Origin of the sequence: Bartonella sp. AA16NXGY (genome assembly GCF_042197325.1) — a bacterium.
Lineage (GTDB): Bacteria > Pseudomonadota > Alphaproteobacteria > Rhizobiales > Rhizobiaceae > Bartonella.
On record NZ_JBHIRR010000004.1, the window covers coordinates 24,923 to 44,554 of the forward strand.

The 19,632-nt window shown below is 39.9% G+C and carries 14 protein-coding genes; 7 read left to right on the forward strand and 7 right to left on the reverse strand.

Annotation, left to right across the window (positions count from 1 at the left end; all coding sequences use genetic code 11):
- Positions 1-508: 508 nt before the first annotated feature.
- From ACFINK_RS03410 to ACFINK_RS03430, 5 genes are all read right to left on the reverse strand, one after another.
- Positions 509-1,177, reverse strand: a complete 669-nt coding sequence (locus ACFINK_RS03410) for a YdcF family protein (protein ID WP_375638253.1) — start codon at positions 1,175-1,177, stop codon at positions 509-511.
- A 4-nt stretch (positions 1,178-1,181) separates the two neighbouring features.
- Positions 1,182-2,135 (reverse strand): cell division protein FtsX, encoded by a 954-nt coding sequence (locus ACFINK_RS03415; protein ID WP_375611715.1) that lies wholly within the window; start codon positions 2,133-2,135, stop codon positions 1,182-1,184.
- A complete protein-coding gene (ftsE, locus tag ACFINK_RS03420; RefSeq protein ID WP_273723097.1) occupies positions 2,128-2,787 on the reverse strand; it encodes a cell division ATP-binding protein FtsE in 660 nt (219 codons plus the stop codon). Before ftsE ends, ACFINK_RS03415 begins: the two co-directional genes overlap by 8 nt.
- A 535-nt stretch (positions 2,788-3,322) precedes the next feature.
- Complete coding sequence (gene acs, locus ACFINK_RS03425) at positions 3,323-5,266, reverse strand: acetate--CoA ligase (protein WP_375638254.1); 1,944 nt, start codon at positions 5,264-5,266, stop codon at positions 3,323-3,325.
- A gap of 914 nt (positions 5,267-6,180) precedes the next feature.
- Entirely contained in the window at positions 6,181-6,495 is a 315-nt protein-coding gene (locus ACFINK_RS03430; protein WP_375633465.1) for a hypothetical protein, read from the reverse strand.
- A 647-nt stretch (positions 6,496-7,142) separates the two neighbouring features.
- Between ACFINK_RS03430 and ACFINK_RS03435 the strand changes: the two genes are divergently transcribed.
- The gene (locus tag ACFINK_RS03435; RefSeq protein WP_375638255.1) at positions 7,143-7,352 is read left to right on the forward strand and encodes a hypothetical protein; all 210 of its coding nucleotides are present in this window, start codon (positions 7,143-7,145) and stop codon (positions 7,350-7,352) included.
- Between the two features lie 196 nt (positions 7,353-7,548).
- Here the strand turns inward: ACFINK_RS03435 and ACFINK_RS03440 are convergent, their stop codons facing one another.
- Entirely contained in the window at positions 7,549-8,238 is a 690-nt protein-coding gene (locus ACFINK_RS03440; RefSeq protein ID WP_375632073.1) for a YggS family pyridoxal phosphate-dependent enzyme, read from the reverse strand.
- 165 nt (positions 8,239-8,403) lie between these two features.
- On the opposite strand from ACFINK_RS03440, the gene leuS reads away from it, so the two are divergent.
- Positions 8,404-11,046 carry a leucine--tRNA ligase gene (gene leuS / locus ACFINK_RS03445; protein WP_375638313.1) on the forward strand — a complete coding sequence of 881 codons (2,643 nt, stop codon included), beginning with the start codon at positions 8,404-8,406 and terminating at the stop codon, positions 11,044-11,046.
- Positions 11,033-11,641 (forward strand): LPS assembly lipoprotein LptE, encoded by a 609-nt coding sequence (gene lptE / locus ACFINK_RS03450; protein ID WP_375628707.1) that lies wholly within the window; start codon positions 11,033-11,035, stop codon positions 11,639-11,641. The genes leuS and lptE overlap by 14 nt, the downstream gene beginning before the upstream one ends.
- Here lptE and fsa read toward each other — a convergent pair.
- Positions 11,638-12,291, reverse strand: a complete 654-nt coding sequence (gene fsa, locus ACFINK_RS03455; protein WP_375613172.1) for a fructose-6-phosphate aldolase — start codon at positions 12,289-12,291, stop codon at positions 11,638-11,640. The two genes, lptE and fsa, sit on opposite strands and share 4 nt — an antisense overlap.
- Before the next feature lie 1,150 nt (positions 12,292-13,441).
- Here fsa and ACFINK_RS03460 point away from each other — a divergent pair.
- The 4 genes from ACFINK_RS03460 to ACFINK_RS03475 all read left to right on the forward strand — a co-directional run bounded on the left by ACFINK_RS03460 (position 13,442) and on the right by ACFINK_RS03475 (position 19,616).
- The gene (locus ACFINK_RS03460; protein ID WP_375638256.1) at positions 13,442-15,637 is read left to right on the forward strand and encodes a primosomal protein N'; all 2,196 of its coding nucleotides are present in this window, start codon (positions 13,442-13,444) and stop codon (positions 15,635-15,637) included.
- 930 nt (positions 15,638-16,567) lie between these two features.
- The gene (atpH, locus tag ACFINK_RS03465; protein ID WP_375638257.1) at positions 16,568-17,149 is read left to right on the forward strand and encodes an ATP synthase F1 subunit delta; all 582 of its coding nucleotides are present in this window, start codon (positions 16,568-16,570) and stop codon (positions 17,147-17,149) included.
- Positions 17,149-18,684, forward strand: a complete 1,536-nt coding sequence (atpA, locus tag ACFINK_RS03470; RefSeq protein ID WP_375611722.1) for a F0F1 ATP synthase subunit alpha — start codon at positions 17,149-17,151, stop codon at positions 18,682-18,684. The genes atpH and atpA overlap by 1 nt, the downstream gene beginning before the upstream one ends.
- Positions 18,685-18,704: 20 nt before the next feature.
- On the forward strand, positions 18,705-19,616 hold the full coding sequence (locus ACFINK_RS03475) for a F0F1 ATP synthase subunit gamma (RefSeq protein ID WP_375611723.1): 912 nt from the start codon (positions 18,705-18,707) through the stop codon (positions 19,614-19,616).
- The last annotated feature ends 16 nt before the right edge of the window (positions 19,617-19,632 follow it).

A 19,632-nucleotide genomic window follows, 5' to 3' on the forward strand; every position in this document is an offset into this window, starting at 1 on the left:
ATAAATTTTCTTATTTTAAATCTATTAAAATTACTTCTTTGCATGTCATATGAGGTTGGTATGTTCGTGTTTAAGAAAGGCGTAATGCATGCCTCTTACCAATCATCCCAAGAGGTTTAAGAGCTATCGTAATACTTGGGGGGTGGCAAAATATAGGGTGGGGCGGTTTGCATTTTTTATGAAGGGTAAGACAGTGGTGTAAATAGATTTTTATGACAAGTTTGATTTTATAGCTATCTGGGAAGATTTATTTACAAGAGCTGTCTTCTATATTGGGGATGGCATTAGATAGATCACGTGTTGTGAGATCAAGTTTGGGATGTAAGAGATGTTTTTTGGTTAATGTGCAAGACAGTGACACGTGTATCGGGGCGTTGTGCTTTGTATGGGGGGAAGTTCTGGCGGGCTTTTATGGCGGTAATTCGTGTGGAAAGGTATGGAGAGAAGGGTAAAGCAGTCAGAGGGTAGCAAGGTTTAAAGTCACAAGAATAAAGATCAGGGAGAAAGGTCAGAATGCGGTTCTGATATAGACTTGGAGCGTTTTAATATATTGGAATATAAGAATGCGGATTTGATTGATCTGTTGTATTGCGCTTTCAGCATTGTTCTTTTTAACAGGATAGGCAATGAAATGGATATCAGGCATTAAATATTTAAGTTCTCGCATTGAGCGCCACACATGGTAATCATGGGTGACGATATAAAGGGTTTTATAGTGGTGTTTTTTGATCCAATCGGCGCTTTCTTTAGCATTTCCTCTGGTGTTAATCGCTTGATGCCCGATGTCAATACAACAGGAGATAAGCCGTGGGGTAATATGCATGTTGTGCATGAGACTTTTCAGATTGGTTGTGGTGTTTACGCCACTGATGAGGAGACGTGAACCAAGCCCCCTTTGTAAGAGATTAAGTCCTGTCTCTATTCGGTTTTCTCCGCCTGTAAGCACGATAATGGCATCCGCTTTGGGGAGAGGTGTTGGGGGAGAGAGTCGTTCAGTTTTTTCAGAAAAAATAATAAAACCGCCCCAGAAAATTAAAACAATGATTGAAAGAGTAAGGGTTGTCGGTGGAAAATAGCGAAATAAAAGCCATGGAGACCAACTATTATAGTGGGTCCGTTTTGGAAGAGGACGTTCTAAATTGTTTTGCGTCAATGAGTTGAAAGTATTGTAAGTCATAAAATTAAAATAAACCGTTTTCACATTGATCAATTTTTTTCAGTTGCGCTAAAATAGTCATGCGGTTTGTAAGGGTGGTAAGAAAAGAAACGAAAATAATAAGAAAAATGATTTTTCCGTAGGGGATGGAACTTATGGAAAGATGTCCAAACAAAGCTGTTACTTGGCTAGCTTCTACTCTTCCCAAGTTATAATTCGTCCAGAGACAAAAGGCTGAAAATAGAAATATGCTTGTGAGACCACCATATAAAGCACCACGCAGCGCAGTTTTAAAAAAATGCCAGTCAAATTGGCGAGCAATGAAAAGAGTTTCAGTACCAAGGAAATATAAGACATTGATAATATGTGTATTTTCTGCCAATGCATTGCGGGTGGCAAAAATGATGGTGAGGATAAGAGAGCCTAAAACCAATGCTAAAATTGAAAAACCAATGAAAACAGTGGTGTGTGCCATGGTCGCAAAACGATGAACCCAAACACGGTGATCATCAAATTGACCTCCTGGAATTTGGGTTTTAATGGCGTGATTAATGGCTGCAAAATTGATTTTTTCATCTCTCTTCAGGGTCACAATGATGAGGCGGGGAAGGGGTAGTTCATTGACATTGAAGCCTGTTCCAAGCCATGGCTCCAGTAACTTTTCTGTAGCTTTTTGGTCAACAATTTTTGCATCTTGTACACCAGAAAATGTTTTAACCAATTGTACGGCATCACGGAGTGCTTTGTTGATATCAACATTGTCAATGGGGCGTATTTGTATTGTTGCTTCATAGCTAATCTGATTACTCCAATTTTGGGCGGCACGTTGGACCAAATCAACACCGATTAAGGTGAGGCTTGAAAGAAATGTCATAATAGCAATCACGGCAACTAATGCTTTTCCAGAAATATTACCACTGGGAATAATCGCTGTTGTATTTTTTTTATTGCTTGTAAAAATGGGGAAAGACTTATTCATGAATCGTCATCCGTCCGTTATGGAGAAGCATACGCCGTGCTGCAACTTGTTCCATTAAGGCAATATCATGGGTGGCAATGATAACAGCCGTTCCAAAACGGTTTAATTCAATAAACAAACGGAGGAGGCGTTTTGCCAAGGGCGGATCGACATTTCCGGTGGGTTCATCGGCAAGTAGAATTTCAGGTTGATCAATGAGTGCGCGTGCAATGGCTACCCTTTGTTTTTCCCCACCGGAAAGAACCGGTGGTAAAACATGAATATGATCTCCAAGACCTACCCAACAGAGAAGATCTTCCACTTCACTGCGATAGGTTGCTTCTTCTTGTCCTTTAATGCGTAAAGGTAAGGAGACATTTTCATAAGTGGTCATGTGGTCGAGTAAACGAAAATCTTGAAAAACCACCCCGATACGTTGTCGCAGCGCAGGGAGCTCTTGTCGTTTGAGTAATGCTGTGTCTGTTCCAAAGAGATCAATATGACCGCGGGTGGGTTTGAGTGCTAAAAACATAAGACGCATCAGCGACGTTTTCCCTGCTCCAGAGGCACCTGTGAGAAATTGAAATGATCCAGGAGGAATATGAAAGCTAATATCACGAAGGACCTCAGGGCCCATTCCATAGCGTAGGCCGACATTTTCAAAATGAATCACTTTTTATTATTACTCCTGATTTTATATTGCATCATTTATTCTAAAAACTCTTACTTTCATTGCTTTAGATTTTTGTTGTAAGCTTGTTTATTTTAGATTTCATGGTTTTCAATATTTTTTATACACCCTCGTTATAGATAAATATTTTTGCTCAAGAATATTATCACTTATACTTTCTTTTTTTAGCCTTATTTATGATTTTAGCAGGAATTTCAAAGGGATTCTAGCATAAACATCAGAACTATTTTTCCTTCTTACTCAGAGGCTTTTTTTGCATTGAGTGGACATTAGGTGATTTTAAAAAGCTATGTTGCTCTTTTTATCTTACTTTCTTATTCTTGTTCGCATCCCAATCCTGAGGTTTTTGCTTAAATTATTTCTTACCTGTTATGAAAAAAAGCGTTTGTTGTTAGAATGATTGAGCTTCTCGTGAATTGTTTTATTTTTTATTCTCCTCGGTGGTTTTCGTAATAATGCTGAGATAATTTTAGCAAAAAAAACAAAAACCACCGTATGTTGTATTGCGTCGTGTTTTTTAGTTTTGTCGGTTGGCAATCAGATCTTCAACAACTTGTGGTTCGGCAAGGGTTGAAATATCTCCGAGAGTATCAAAATCGTTTTCAGCGATTTTTCGTAAAATACGTCTCATAATTTTCCCTGATCGCGTTTTGGGAAGCTGCGGAGCAAACTGAATTTTATCCAATATGGCAATAGAGCCTATTTCTTGTCTCACATGCTTGATAAGGTCTTTTTGCAATTCTTCACTTGGCGCTGTTCCTTCCATGAGGGTCACAAAACTATAAATTCCTTGTCCTTTAATGGGATGCGGGTAACCCACAATAGCTGCTTCTGATACAGAGGGATGAGAAACAAGAGCTGATTCAATTTCAGCGGTTCCTAATCTGTGCCCCGAGACATTGAGAATATCATCAACTCGTCCTGTGATCCAATAATAACCGTCGCTATCGCGCCTACAGCTATCGCCTGAAAAATATTTTCCTTTATAGGAGGAAAAATAAGTTTGAATAAAGCGTTCATGATCCTTATAAAGTGTGCGCATTTGTCCTGGCCATGAATCACTGATACAAAGAGTGCCTTCTGCTTCACCTTCTAAAACATTGCCTTGGGCATCAACAATTTGGGGTTGAACACCAAAGAAAGGACGTGTGGCCGATCCTGCTTTGAGGGGGGTTGCACCAGGCAAGGGTGTGATCATATGCCCTCCTGTTTCCGTTTGCCACCATGTATCGAGAATCGGACAACGGTCATTTCCAATTATATGATAAAACCATTCCCATGCTTCTGGGTTAATAGGTTCTCCTACTGTGCCTAAAAGACGCAACGACGTCCTGTCTGAGTGTTCAACAAATGAATTTCCTGCTCCCATTAAGGCGCGGATAGCTGTTGGTGCGGTGTAGAGTGTATTGACTTGATGCTTGTCGACAATGTGCCAAAATCTTCCTTTGTCAGGAAAGGTTGGTGTGCCTTCAAACATTAAAGTGGTCGCACCATTGCATAAAGGTCCATAAACCAAGTAAGAATGACCGGTAATCCAACCAATATCAGCTGTACACCAGTAAACTTCATCGGGGTGGTAATCAAAAACATATTGGTGAGTCATCGAGGCAAAAACAAGATAGCCTGCTGTGGTATGCAAAACACCTTTGGGTTTGCCGGTTGAGCCTGAAGTATAAAGAATAAAAAGCGGATCTTCAGCGTTCATTGGTTCTGGTGGACAAGCTGTTTTGGCATGAGCTATCTCTTCGTGGTACCAAAAATCACGTCCCTCTATCCATTGAATGGGTCCACAAGTCCGCCGTATAACCATGACTTGGTCCACATGCACGTTTTGGCGCGCTGCTATCTCAATAGCATGGTCAACGTTGTCTTTTAAGTTAATCCGTTTGCCGCCACGCAAGCCGTGATCAGCGGTAATCATAAAGGTTGATTCACAGTCAACAAGGCGTCCTGCTATTGCTTCAGCAGAAAAGCCAGCAAAAATAACCGAATGAATAGCTCCAATGCGAGCACAAGCAAGCATAGCATAGGCTGCTTCGGGAATCATAGGAAGATAAATGGTTACTTTATCGCCTTTCTTAATGCCACGACTTTTCAAAAGATTGGCAAAACGACAAACATGTTCATAAAGCTCGTTATAGGTTATTTTTTTATCATGATAAGGATTATCTCCTTCCCAAATGAGCGCGATTTTGTCTCCATGGGTTTTCAGGTGGCGATCAATGCAATTATAGGTAACATTTGTTATCCCATCTTCGTACCATTGAATGGAGACATCTCCGTTAAAAGAAGTGTTTTTTACTTTTGTAAAAGGTTTAAACCATTCAATGCGTTGACCATGTTTTGCCCAGAAGCTTTCTGGATCATTAATGCTTTCTCGATACCATTGTTGATAAGTTTCCTCATCGAGTAAAGTATTTTTTTTGATCTCTTCTGATATTGGATAAATTTTTTCAGTCATGTTTCCCTCTTTTTATTGTTTGGAAAAATCTGCCTCTGTATTTTTGTATGGTTATATTTGTGGCAGAGTTTTCCCAAAAGCTTTTCATTATGAGGTTAGACTAAATGACAAAGATTAGAATAGTCAATTTTTAAATCTGATACGTTTTTCTTAAAAAGGTATTTTATGCTTTTAGGATATTCAAATATGGCAAAGACTATTGCGGTATAGAGCTTTTTATAAAAGCATAAAGATATTAAAAAAATACCCCTATAAAGGAGAGGGAATGAGAATGCTTTTTAAAAGAATAAATTTACTAAATATTAATATAAACCAAAATATCTACGCAAAAAATTAGAAATAAAGAACATAATAAATGACGATAATGCCATTATAATAGACAATCTCCAACCTACGCCATTGAATATTTTAAAAGAAATGGCAATTATTAGGAGTAATTATAATTAACATGCAAAACATTCTTACAACTTCATAATGAATATCCATTATAACAAAATCCTAGTTATAGTAATGAGATTAATAAATAATTATGAAAAAAATTTGTTCAGTATACTCGAAACTCATCCGATAAATAATTAATATAAACCGAAGTATCTACATAAACTATCAGAAATAATGAACAGAATTACTGTATATAATGTTGATTTTATAGATAGTTTCCAACTGTAGCCACCAATTTTTTTTAAACCAATAGTATATATAGGGATGAATACAATGAGAATGCAAAACAGTCTTATGATTTCATAAAGAATATTCATTATAACAAAATCCTGATTATAAGATGTGATTCACAATAGATATCTCCGAAAACTATTTTATCCACAGATGTAGATATTTAATTTTGGTATATTCTTTCGAATATATTTACAGAATTATTTATCTTCAGAGATATCTTTGTAGCTACTTTTTATAAATTAGAACCAACAATTCCAAGCTGACTGTCCAAAGCCATAAATAGCACCTCCAATGAGCCCCCCTCCCAAACCTACAGTTCCACCTGTAAGAGCACCTCCTAGTCCTCCAAACAGAGCTCCCCCTGCTGCTCCTGTTAGCCCTCCCTGAGCTCCTAGTGTAGAGGCGTGTGAAATCATGTTATTAGCAAAACCATTAAAGCTACATGCATTTCCATGAGTATGTTTTGATATTCCATGAAAAGGTCTTGAATTGTGCGAATGACCAAAAGAAGGCTTTGTCGCCATATGACCGAATGTGTTGAATGAACCAAACATATTAATTCTCCTTAATTATCTACATTAAAAGTAGTATCATAATGATACATTTCAAATTGGTATCACGTATTTTTAGAGAAATTACAAATATAAACTTTAAAAATGGTGATAAAAATACTGTATAAATAATAACTATATTATGTATATATGAAATTTTTTCTTAAAAAATATAATAATATTATTTTCAATATTTTAAAATATAAGAAATTACACCATATTTTTTCTTAATTAAAGTTTAAATTTAGAAAAATTGCGTATATGAAAAGTTGAAGTTTTTCTCTTTGTTTACGAGAACGATAAAGAAATATCGTTATTGGGATCTATCTCATTGCCATTGTTTTGCCTGCATGTATTATGCGCATATGCTTGGGATTAGTTCTTTTATTTTTCAGGCGGATATTGACTGTATTTACGCTTTGTAGAGCATAGAAAGCCTCTATGCTATCGTTGATCTTATAGATTGCTAGCATGTTGTTTAGCGCGGCTCTTGGTGCTCTATTGGGTATTTGAGATGTTTATTTTGCTCAAGTGACTTACATGAAAGAGTTTTGTTATTGTATTATGCAGCCATAAGCCTCTTTTGCCTGCTTTACGCCATTGGCATGCGGGGAAATTGTTTACGCATGTTGGAGAAGTTAAGAGAATGCGTGATTTTCAATGAAAATCATTGCGATAATCGTATTCAATATTCTTTTGCTATTAGTGATTTTGCGACAGTTTTTTCATTCATGCTCAACGCCCCTCTTATCATTTTGCTTTTATATAAGGATTTATTTTTTATGTTGCTTTTGCTGGAGAGGCGGTCAGAGGGGAGTAAAGTAGAAGCAATGTGCGAGAATATGAGAGCAAAATTGTAATGCTATTTTGAAGCTATTGTACGCGTTGTGGATGTGCCGGTGAGAAATTTGAGAAGACCAGCTTTTTTGCTAGAATTGCTCTTTTATTGAGATTGAAGGAAATATTTTTCTCATTTCTGCTGTTTTTGGCTTGTTCGTAGAATCTTCAATGGGAATTTATTGAAGGGGGAATAGATTTATATGAGGGGAAATTGCTTTACACAGGGCGTTTTCCAAATAAAGCGGAGCCAATGCGAAGGACATTAGAGCCAAACTGTAGAGCGGTTTTGAAATCACTGGACATACCCATGGAAAGCTTTGGAAGACCTGCTTGTTTTGCTAATTTTGCTAGAAGAGCGAAATAGGGACCGGGGTTTTCGTCGACAGGGGGGATGCCCATAAGTCCGATGATATCGAGTCTATAGTTGTTTTTGCATTGAGAAACAAAAGGGATCACTTCTTGGGGTGCAACACCACTTTTTTGCGGTTCTAACCCAATGTTGACTTGAACATAGCAGGGGAGATTCTTTTTTTGCTTTTGCATTTCTTCCATCAAAACTTTGGCTATTTTTTCACGATCAACCGTTTGAATAACATCAAAAATTTTGACAGCTTCAGCGGCTTTATTTGATTGTAGGGGACCGATGAGATGGAGTTTAATATTTTCAAATTGTTGACGTAAAGCAGGCCATTTTTGTGCTGCTTCTTGTACGCGGTTTTCTGCAAATAAAGATTGGCCTGCTTGCAAAAGGGGTCGTATATCAATAGCAGAAACAGTTTTTGAAACAGCGATAAGTTCAATTTCTTCTACAGGGCGTTGTAACTCTTGACATGTTTCAGCAATGTCTTTTTGAAGGTTTTGCCATGCTTCAATGGAAGGGGCATCGAGGGGCGTTTGTGTATTCATGTTTTTGTGCTTTACCTTTTTTGTTCAAGAGTTGGTCGTTTTTTTTAAAGTTTTATAAAATACTTAGGGAAATATTTCACGAAAATGTTGACGATGAGGTTAATCCATGGTCAAGCATAATAAAACAAGTTTTTGGTTCTGTTTTATTAAAAGAGTATAATGGGAATGACAATTGGACATTATAATATAGGCGAACGCTATAATCCACGTGCGAGAGAAAAAAAATGGCAAGAAATTTGGGATGAAAAGAAAATTTTTCAGACTCTTCAAGAAGATGCTCGTGAAAAATATTATGTTTTAGAAATGTTTCCTTATCCTTCTGGGCGCATTCACATGGGGCATGTGCGCAATTATGCCATGGGGGATGTGGTTGCACGCTATAAACGCGCCAAGGGGTTTAATGTGCTTCATCCCATGGGGTGGGATGCTTTTGGGATGCCGGCTGAAAATGCCGCTATGCAAAATAAAGTGCATCCTAAAACTTGGACCTATCAAAATATTGCGGTCATGCGCGGGCAATTAAAACAATTAGGACTCTCATTAGATTGGGCGCGTGAATTTGCAACTTGTGATGTGGAATATTACCACCGCCAACAAATGTTGTTCCTTGATTTCTATCAAAAGGGGTTGGTAGCACGTAAAGTGGCTAAGGTGAATTGGGACCCTGTTGATCATACTGTTTTGGCCAATGAACAGGTTGTTGATGGGCGGGGATGGCGTTCTGGTGCGTTGGTTGAACAACGTGAGTTGACGCAGTGGTTTTTCAAAATTAGCGACTTTAGTGAAGATCTCTTGGCAGGGCTTGAAGAGCTGAACCAATGGCCGGAAAAAGTTCGCACCATGCAAAAAAACTGGATTGGAAAATCACAAGGTTTGCTGATTCGTTGGGCCTTAAAGTCGGCGGGTGATGCTGATGATGTTTGTGAGAAATTTGATGAGGTTGTTTGTTATTCAACGCGTCCTGATACACTGTTTGGCGCTTCCTTTTTGGCTCTGTCTGTTGATCATCCTATTGCACAAGCTTTGGCAAAAAAAGACAAAGCGTTGAGTGCTTTTATTGAAAATTGTCGGTGTGGTGGAACGACAACGGCAGCACTTGAAACAGCTGAAAAACAAGGGTTTCTCACGCCCCTTTTGGCTGTTCATCCTTTCGATTCAACAGTACATATTCCCGTTTATATCGCGAATTTTGTGCTTATGGACTATGGAACAGGGGTTGTTTTTGGTTGTCCAGCTCATGATCAGAGAGATTTCGATTTTGCGCGTAAATATGATCTTCCAATAAAACCCGTGGTTTTGCCAAAAGGAGAGCAAGCAGAAGATTTTGTCACACCTGAAACACCTTATACGGGTGATGGGGTGATGATCAATTCCAGTTTTTTGGATGGTTTGACACCCCGACAAGCTTTTGAAGAAGCTGCTAAAAAGCTTGAAAAACAAATGCTCAATGGGCAACCGCAAGGGAAGAAAACAGTGCAATTTCGTTTGCGTGATTGGGGGATTTCACGTCAACGTTATTGGGGGTGCCCCATTCCGATGATCCATTGTACAACTTGTGGGGTTGTTCCTGTTCCACGTGCCAATTTACCGGTTGTGTTGCCTGATGATGTTACTTTTGATCAACCAGGAAATCCTCTTGCACGACATGAAACATGGCAAAATGTTACTTGTCCTTCCTGTGGTCAACCTGCCAAACGCGAAACCGATACCATGGACACATTTGTTGACTCTTCTTGGTATTATGCACGCTTTACGGCTCCTTTTGCGCAGGGACCTGTTGACAAACAAGCAACAGCTGAATGGTTGCCTGTGCAACAATATATTGGTGGAATTGAGCATGCCATTTTGCATCTTCTTTATGCGCGCTTTTTTATGCGTGCTATGAAATTGGTCGGTCATGTGACGGTAGATGAGCCTTTTAAGGGGCTTTTTACCCAAGGGATGGTGGTGCATGAAACCTATCGGGATGATCAAGGGTGGGTTTCTCCAGCAGAAATTTCGATTGTTGAAAAAGATGGAAAGCGGTGTGCTTATAAATTAACCGATCAAAGTGAAGTGACGATTGGTTTGATTGAGAAAATGTCAAAATCAAAAAAGAATGTCGTTGATCCTGATGATATTATTGCATCTTATGGCGCTGATACTGTGCGTTGGTTTGTGTTGTCAGATTCTCCTCCCGAGCGGGATGTCATTTGGACAGAATCTGGTGTTGAAGGTGCACATCGCTTTGTACAGCGTGTTTGGCGCCATGTGGCTGTGAGTGCTTCTATTTTAAAGGATGTGGCGCCTTGTGCAGGGCATCAGGGAGCGGCTTTGGAACTCTCAAAGGTCGCACATCGCACGCTCCACGCTGTAGAAGATGATTTGGAAAAATTCGCTTTTAATCGGGCTATTGCACGCCTTTATGAATTCTTGAATATTATGGCGCCGTTGTTAAATAGGATAGAAAGTGTTGACGATGAAATGAAAGCTTCTTTACGTCAAGCTATGGATTTTTTTCTTGCTATGATTGCACCCATGATGCCCCATTTAGCAGAAGAATGTCATGCTGCTTTAGGGGGAAAAAATTTAATATCTGCGCTTGCTTGGCCTATTTATGATCCCACGTTAACCGTTGCGGAATGCTATACTTTGCCAGTACAAATTAATGGTAAAAAACGTGGTGAGGTGAGCGTTGCAGCAACTGCTGATGAGGTGATGATTAAAGAAGCGGTTTTGGCGTTAGATTTTGTAAAGGCGCAGCTAATTGAAAAGCCTGTGAAAAAAATCATTGTTGTTCCACAAAGGATTGTGAATGTCGTTTTTTAGAAGTTCTATTCTTGTCATTTTAGCTGGTGTATTCACACTGTTGTGTGGATGCAAAGTTGAACCGCTTTACCGTCAAGAGTTGCAGAGTGCAATGACAATGGATTCTGCTTCTTATGGGAATCCTGCTTCTGGATACCCTTCTGGACAAGCTTCTTTGGGATTAGCGCAAAAGCTTGCTTCTATTGTTGTGGAAGAACCTTCGGATCGTTTTGGACAAATGGTGCGCAACCATCTGCTTTTTCTTTTGTATGGAAATGGTGCTAAACCTTCTCTACCTGCTTATCAATTGGCATTACAGATATCCGTCTTTACAAGAGAATCTATGCAGATAGAGGTTGATTTCGAGAAAAAGAGAAAGGGACGACCTTCTGTTGGAACTGTTATGAGCAGAGCTTCTTACACTTTGCAGGATATGAAAAATACTCTTGTTGCAAAAGGAACAGCAATGATGAATGCATCTTTTGAGCGACTTCGTCAAGAATATGCAACGCTGCAAGCAGAAGAAGATGCAAAAAAACGTGTTGCGGAAGAGTTGGCTGAACAGATCTTTTTGTTACTTTCAAAAGATCTTTCCAATAAAAATTCTAGATATTAAGCAATATTTTGTCCTGTTTTTTTCCAGTCGTCGAGGAATATTTGCAACCCTTTGTCGGTGAGAGGGTGTTTGACCAGTGCTTTTAAGATTGCTGGTGGAACTGTTGCAATGTCAGCACCACTGAGTGCTGCTTCTTTGACATGATTAACGGTGCGGATTGAAGCGGCCAAGATTTGTGTTTCAAAGTTATAGTTATCATAAATTGTGCGAATTTCATGAAGCAGTTCACTTCCATCATTTCCACAATCATCAAGTCTACCAATAAAAGGTGAAACGAATGTTGCGCCTGCTTTGGCGGCTAATAAGGCTTGATTGGCAGAAAAACAAAGTGTGAGATTTGTTTTTAGTCCTGCTGCTGTGAGGGCTTTACAGGCTTTTAATCCATCGAGTGTTAAAGGAAGCTTGATACAAATATTGTCGGCAATCTTTGCTAAAACAGCTGCTTCTTTCATGATGCTTTCAAATTCCGTTGCTGCAACTTCAGCAGAAACAGGTCCGCTAACGAGAGCACAAATTTCTTTTGTAACATCAAGAATATTGCGTCCTGATTTTAGGATAAGAGAGGGATTGGTGGTAACACCATCAACAAGGCTTAAATTCTGTAACTCTTGAATTTCTTCAATATTGGCGCTATCCACAAAAAATTTCATCTCTAACCTCTTCTTTTTAGCTTTATCCTATTTTTTGTTATGCGCTATTGTTGACTGCAAAAGCAAGAGAAAGAATTAATATCTGTGTAAAGAACAAGAATGCTATGGTGTTAATCATGTACCCGTTTTCGGTAAAGAAATATGATTTATCGTTTCCACACCCATTTCATAGTGTTACTCGTGATAAGGTATAGAATTCATTGCGTACCAACATTTTTGCGTATTGGCATCTTTGCGTAGCGGTGTTTTTATATTTATGGAAATAAGCTAGCATTATCAAACACTTTGCTCATTTCCTATTTGCGATTGCTCTTGATATTTGAGAGTGCATCATAAGATACCTTCCTTTTTTAGGGGGTATGTTTAACTTTGTTTTTGATGAAAGCGGATGGATTTATTTTGTCGTAAAACACTGTTGAAGAACGCCTGTAAAATTTTACGCATGAAGGGTTTTTTTATGGTCAATTACATTGATTTATTCTGTGTTCTCCATTCTTCAACAATACGCTTTTGTGCTGCTTGTATTGTTGCTTGATTCTCAATCAAGCTGAAAGATGTATACACGTGTTTTCACGTTTTGGCACAAAGCCAAGGTGAATATTGTAACGGCTCCATTTGCAATATTATTCTCCCTATAATTAAAATCATGGGATACTCTTTCATCAATAAGGATTTACAAATGTTCCTCGATGGGGTTGAAATGAGAAAAATTCATCGTATTGAGGGTTTTATTACAATAGGTAAAATGATGATTATATCTTTATAAATCAGTTTGTTGAAGATAAATTGAGATATGAGGCGGTAAAAAAATAAAAGTGTGCGTTGGGAAGAAGTCATACTATGGGATCGCTTTGTTGAAGGATGCACTTAACCGATAGCATGTTGAATGCTTAATAGTGATGCGCTTTATTTGCACAGAAGAATGGCGCTGTTTTTTTTGCTATAGAGTTTTTTATTATAGACGATGAGATTGGTTCTTTTATTGGCACTTTGGTGATGAAATGAGTATTAAAAAGAATTTTTGTTAGAAAAGTGTTGTAATCGGGGGGATTGAATCCTGCAATGAATTTTATAAGAGTGTTTAAAGATTAAGGTTTAGGCCTGTTGGTGTTCAATAGGTCGTAGATTGGTTTAAAAGATGAATTCAAACATGATAGAGGAAAAGATTGTATCCGTATTGGTTCCTCTTCCTGTTGCTCACGCTTATAGTTATAAAGTTCCATCTTCTATGGAGGTGAACGTTGGTTCCTTTGTTCGGGTTCCGTTGATGGGGCGTGAGCTTTGCGGTTTTGTTGTGGACGTTGGAGAGCAGACAGCCGATGGGCAAAAGTCTGCTCCTGTGGCGCGTGAAAAATTACGCTCTCTGCTTCATGTTTTTGATTGTCCCCCATTAAAGGCAGAAATGATCACATTTTTGCGTTTTGTTAGTCGCTATACAATGGCACCTTTTGGTCTTGTAGCACGATTGGTTTTGTCGGTACCGGCTGCTTTAGAGCCGGAAGCGCAGATGCTGGGTTTGCGATATTGTGGTGGAAATGTAGAACGTCTCACACCAGCGCGATCACGGATTTTGGAATTGGTGCGTAATGAGAAGATATGGACACGTTCTGGTCTGGCACATGCGGCTGGAACTTCGGTTTCTGTTGTTGAAGGTTTAAAAGCGCTAGGAATTTTTGAAGATGTTAAGGTTCCTGCTCCTGATCTTGTGGCAATGCCTGATCCTGATTTTTGTCCCCCTCAGTTGCAGGGAGCGCAAAATGAAGCAGCAACATTATTGCGGGAAGGTGTTTTATCTTCTCAGTTTCAAGTTTTTTTGCTTGATGGTGTTACCGGATCAGGAAAGACGGAAGTTTATTTTGAAGCGGTCGCTCAAGCTTTCAAAGGGGGCAAGCAGGTTTTAATTTTATTGCCGGAAATTGCTTTAACTCAGCAGTTTTTAGATCGTTTTTATGCACGCTTTGGCGCTGCGGCAGCAGAATGGCATTCTGATTTGACGCCACGTCGTAGAGAACGCGTCTGGCGGCAAGTTGCAGAAGGGCGGGTGCGTGTCGTTGCGGGGGCTCGTTCGGCACTTTTTCTTCCCTTTCATGAGCTTGGCTTGATTGTTGTCGATGAAGAGCATGATAGCGCTTATAAACAAGAAGAGCGCATTTTTTATCATGCGCGTGATATGGCTGTTGCACGGGGCTCTTTTGAGCATTTTCCTGTTATTTTATCCTCAGCCACACCGTCGATTGAAAGCCAAGCCAATGTTTTAAAAGGGCGTTATCAAAAGGTGCATTTACCATCCCGTTTTAAAGAAGTCGCACTTCCACAGTTGCGGGTGGTTGATATGCGTCAAGGAGGGGTGCAAAAGGGGCGCTTTATTTCCTTTGCTCTTGAAAGAGCTTTAAAACAAACGCTTGATAAGGGTGAACAAGCTCTTCTTTTTCTTAATCGCCGTGGTTATGCACCTTTAACTTTATGCCGAATTTGCGGACATCGTTTTCATTGTAACGATTGTTCAAGTTGGTTGGTAGAACATCGCGCGCAAGGGCAACTGAAATGTCATCATTGTGGATATCATCAACCGCTTCCTGAAGCCTGTCCTGAATGTGGAACTTTAGATCATCTTGTAGCTTGTGGACCGGGTGTGGAAAGAATTGCAGAAGAAACAAAAATGCTTTTTCCACAGGCACGATCATTGATTCTTTCAACAGATCTTAAAGGAGGAATTGGGCAGTTGCGAAGCGAATTGCAAGCCATTGCCAATGGCGATGTGGACATTATTATTGGAACACAGTTGGTCGCTAAAGGACATCATTTTCCCAAGCTCTCTTTGGTTGGCGTTATTGATGCTGACCTTGGTCTTGCCAATGGCGATTTACGCGCAAGTGAACGTACCTATCAGCTGCTTTCTCAAGTTACCGGAAGAGCAGGGCGTGTGGGATTGAAAAGTTTAGGATTATTGCAAACTTATCAACCAGATCATCCGGTCATCAAAGCCTTACTTGCATGCCAGCCAGAAGATTTTTACACACGTGAGATTGCAGCGCGTCAGCATTATCATTTGCCCCCCTATGGGCGGCTTGCCTCTTTGATTGTGTCTGCACAACAGCGCCAAGCAGCAGAATATTATGCGCGCGCATTGCGTCAGGCAGCGCCACGGGAAAAAAATATCTCGGTTATGGGACCAGCAGAAGCGCCTTTGGCTTTGGTTCGGGGGCGTTATCGTTTTCGGCTTTTGCTGCAAGGACAGCGTTCTTTTGATATACAAGGGTTTATACGTGCAATGCTTAGCGGTACACCCAAAATGCCCAGTTCCGTTCGGGTTCAAATTGATATTGATCCGCAAAGTTTTTTCTAAAACCAGTATCGCATAAAGTGAAGGTCTCTTTGCTTAAGGTGCTTTACTTGAACTCTTATATTATTCAGAATAAGCATCCAGGCAGCAAAATATGATACATGTCCATTGCATTAAGTGGAGCCACGGGAAAAAATATCTTTGTTATAGAACCAGCAGAAGGGCCTCTCTTCTTCGAGGGCACTATCATTTCGGCTTTTACTTCTTTTTTGTATGAGGGACAGTATTCTTTTGATAGGCGGATTATAAGGGCTGAAAATGCTTAGTTGTACACCCAAAATACCCAATTCTATTCGCGTTCAAATTGATATTGATCTATGTTTCTTCTAAAATCAGTGCAATATAGTGCCATATAAAGTGAAGCTACGCGGGCTTAATGAAGGGCGTGATTTTGATAAAAAAATTTGAAAAGAGAGAATTTGTCGATATTTGAAGCTTATCCGGTATGAAAAATGATATATTATCATTATAAATCAATGTTTTCTTTAATTTTTAGGAGGATATTCATTGTTTTTTCTTTCTTATCAGTTTGAAATAATAGACTTTTTCAATCGCAGCTGCATCTCATTAAAGGTCTTGTGGTGATAAAGGGAGTGTTTTTTTATGGTGACAAGAGCGTTTGGTGGCAAGGGCATTTGAAGAAAAATCAAAGAGAGTGAAAAAATCGCTCAGAGAATGTCAAAAAGAGGCATAAAAAAACTGTGATGCCATCCTGTATATCTAAAAAAAATGCTTTTCAAAAATATTTTGAATATTTTATTAAAATTTTTAAAAAGCAGCGATTTGTGGTGTTGCGAGTCGGCTATGTCTATGCTAGAAACCAAGTGATTTTTGTTCTAGGTTTTAAGAAAAAGATTCTTAAGATTGAGAATGTCTGTTTCATTTCATCTGATAACTATCAGAGAGTCGCTCAAGGGAAAGAGGCGGTATTTCGTGTCGGATTCATTTTCTCTCATACCGCTGCTGTTGGTAGATCAACGCTATGCGCAAGCGCTTTTTGATTGCGTTCAAGAAGCCGGAAACGTTGAAAAGGTTGAAAAGGCAGTAGAGGATCTTTTGCTTGTTTTGGAGCATAAGGATTTAAAACGCTTTGTGCTTAGTCCATTCTTTTCAGTTAAAGAGCAAATTAAGGTGATGCAATCTGTTTGTGCAAACATCAAATTTGCTGATAAAAATGCAGGGCAGGTCATTGGTAATTTTTTACGCGTTATTGCCACAAACCGTAGGCTTAGTGCTGTATTTGGTATTTTACGTGCTTTCCAGCATTGTGTTGCACGCGCTCGTAGGCAGGTTACTGCGCAAATTGTTTCTGCGCGCGCCTTAAGTTCTCAACAAAGACAAGAGTTGTGTGAGGCTTTGGAAGGTGTTGTTGGAGGAAAAGTCTTGCTGCACATCGTTGTGGATCCAACAATTCTTGGTGGATTAATCGTTCGTGTGGGGTCGTCTCAAATTGATACGTCTCTTCTCACAAAATTGTCTTCACTTAAGCTTGCATTGAAAAAAGAGGTCAGCTGATGGATATTAGACCATCTGAAATTTCAAAAATTCTAAAAGAGCAAATCAAAAACTTTGACCAAAAGGCTGAGGTTTCAGAAATTGGTTGGGTTCTCTCTGTAGGGGATGGTATTGCTCGCGTTTATGGTTTGGATAATGTCCAAGCAGGGGAAATGGTCGCTTTTCCAAACGGTGTGCGTGGTATGGCACTCAATTTGGAAGTTGATAATGTTGGTGTGGTCATTTTTGGCTCAGATCGTGATATTCGTGAAGGTGATTGTGTAAAGCGGTTAGGTGCTATCGTCGATGTTCCTGTGGGTCCCGCTTTGCTTGGGCGTGTGGTTGATGCGTTGGGAAACCCTATCGATGGTAAGGGGCCCATTAAAGCAACAGAGCGTCGTCGTGTCGATGTTAAGGCTCCTGGAATTATTCCGCGTCAGTCTGTCCATGAACCGATGTCGACCGGATTGAAAGCGATTGACGCACTCATCCCTATTGGACGGGGGCAGCGTGAATTGGTGATTGGTGATCGCCAAACAGGAAAAACAGCAATTTTGCTCGATACATTTTTAAACCAAAAACCTTTTCATGAGACAGGGGCTGGACGAGAGCAAGACAAAGTTTATTGTATTTATGTGGCTATCGGTCAAAAACGTTCGACGGTGGCACAATTCGTTAAAGTTTTAGAAGAACGTGGAGCGCTGGAATATTCTATTATTGTTGCAGCGACCGCTTCTGATCCAGCACCACTGCAATTTATTGCACCTCTTGCTGGGTGTGCTATGGGTGAGTATTTCCGTGATAATGGGCAACATGCTTTGATTGGTTATGATGACTTATCAAAACAGGCGGTGGCGTATCGTCAAATGTCTCTTTTATTGCGTCGTCCTCCAGGTCGTGAAGCTTATCCGGGAGATGTTTTCTATCTGCATTCGCGTCTTTTAGAGCGGGCTGCGAAGTTGAATGCGGAAAATGGATCTGGGTCGTTGACAGCTTTGCCGGTTATTGAAACGCAAGCAAATGATGTTTCTGCCTATATTCCTACAAATGTGATTTCGATTACTGATGGGCAAATTTTTCTAGAGACTAATTTGTTTTATCAAGGAATTCGTCCTGCTGTAAATGTTGGTCTTTCTGTATCGCGTGTTGGTTCTGCTGCACAAATTAAGGCAATGAAGCAAGTTGCTGGCTCGATTAAAGGTGAATTGGCGCAATATCGTGAAATGGCAGCTTTTGCGCAGTTTGGCTCTGATTTGGATGCGTCAACCCAGCGTCTGTTAAATCGGGGTGCGCGTTTGACAGAGCTGTTGAAGCAGCCGCAATTTTCTCCGCTCAAAACAGAAGAACAGGTGGTGGTTATTTTCGCGGGTGTGAATGGCTATCTTGATGCTTTGGCGGTTTCTGATGTTGCGCGGTTTGAGCAGGGACTTTTAGTGCTGTTGCGTAGTGATTATCAAGATCTCTTAAAGGCAATTGCTGAGCAAAAGCAAATAACAGATGAGCTGAAAGATAAGTTGATAACTGTTCTTGATACTTATGCGAAAAATTTCTCGTGATGAATTGATGGAATGCTTGAATGGCTTCACTAAAAGATCTTAGAGACCGTATCGCTTCGGTTAAAGCAACACAAAAGATTACCAAAGCTATGCAAATGGTTGCAGCGGCAAGGTTGCATCGTGCTCAAGAGGCAGCGCAGTCTGCACGCCCTTATGCGAAGAGAATGGCTGATATTTTGACCAGTGTTGCTGCTGATGTAGATGGTGTTGATGCGCCTACTCTTATGCGTGGTACGGGGCGCGATGATGTGCATCTTTTGGTGGTGTGTACTGCTGAGCGCGGTTTGTGTGGTGCTTTTAATGTGCAAATTGCTCGTCGTGCACGTGAACAGATTAAGGCATTGTTGGCGGCTGATAAAATAGTAAAAATTATCACTGTGGGTAAAAAAGGCGCGGATATTTTATCGCGTGATTACAAAGGCTTGATAATTGATCATATCGATTTGCATGCTGTAAAGCGAATTGGTTTTGCAGAAGCAGTGATGATTAGTCAACGGATTGTTGATTTATTCAATGAAGGCGCTTTCGATGTTTGTACGCTGTTTTATTCTGAATTTGTTTCCGTAATTAATCAGCGTCCAACAGCTTTGGATTTGATTCCAATGGTTGCTCCAAAAGCAACTGTTAGGGCAATAGATATTGTGGAGCAAACCGATCATAACAAAGGTTCACAATCGATTGTTTATGAATATGAACCTGATGCTGCGTCTCTTTTAGAGGCCCTTGTACCACGTAATCTTTCGGTGCAAATCTTTCGGGCTTTGCTAGAAAATGTTGCTGGTGAAATGGGCGCCAAGATGACAGCTATGGATAATGCATCGCGCAATGCGGGTGAAATGATTAGTAAATTGACGGTGGCTTATAATCGTCAACGTCAAGCACAGATTACGACAGAATTGATCGAAATTATTGCGGGCGCTGAAGCGCTTTAAATGGAGAAGGTAAGAA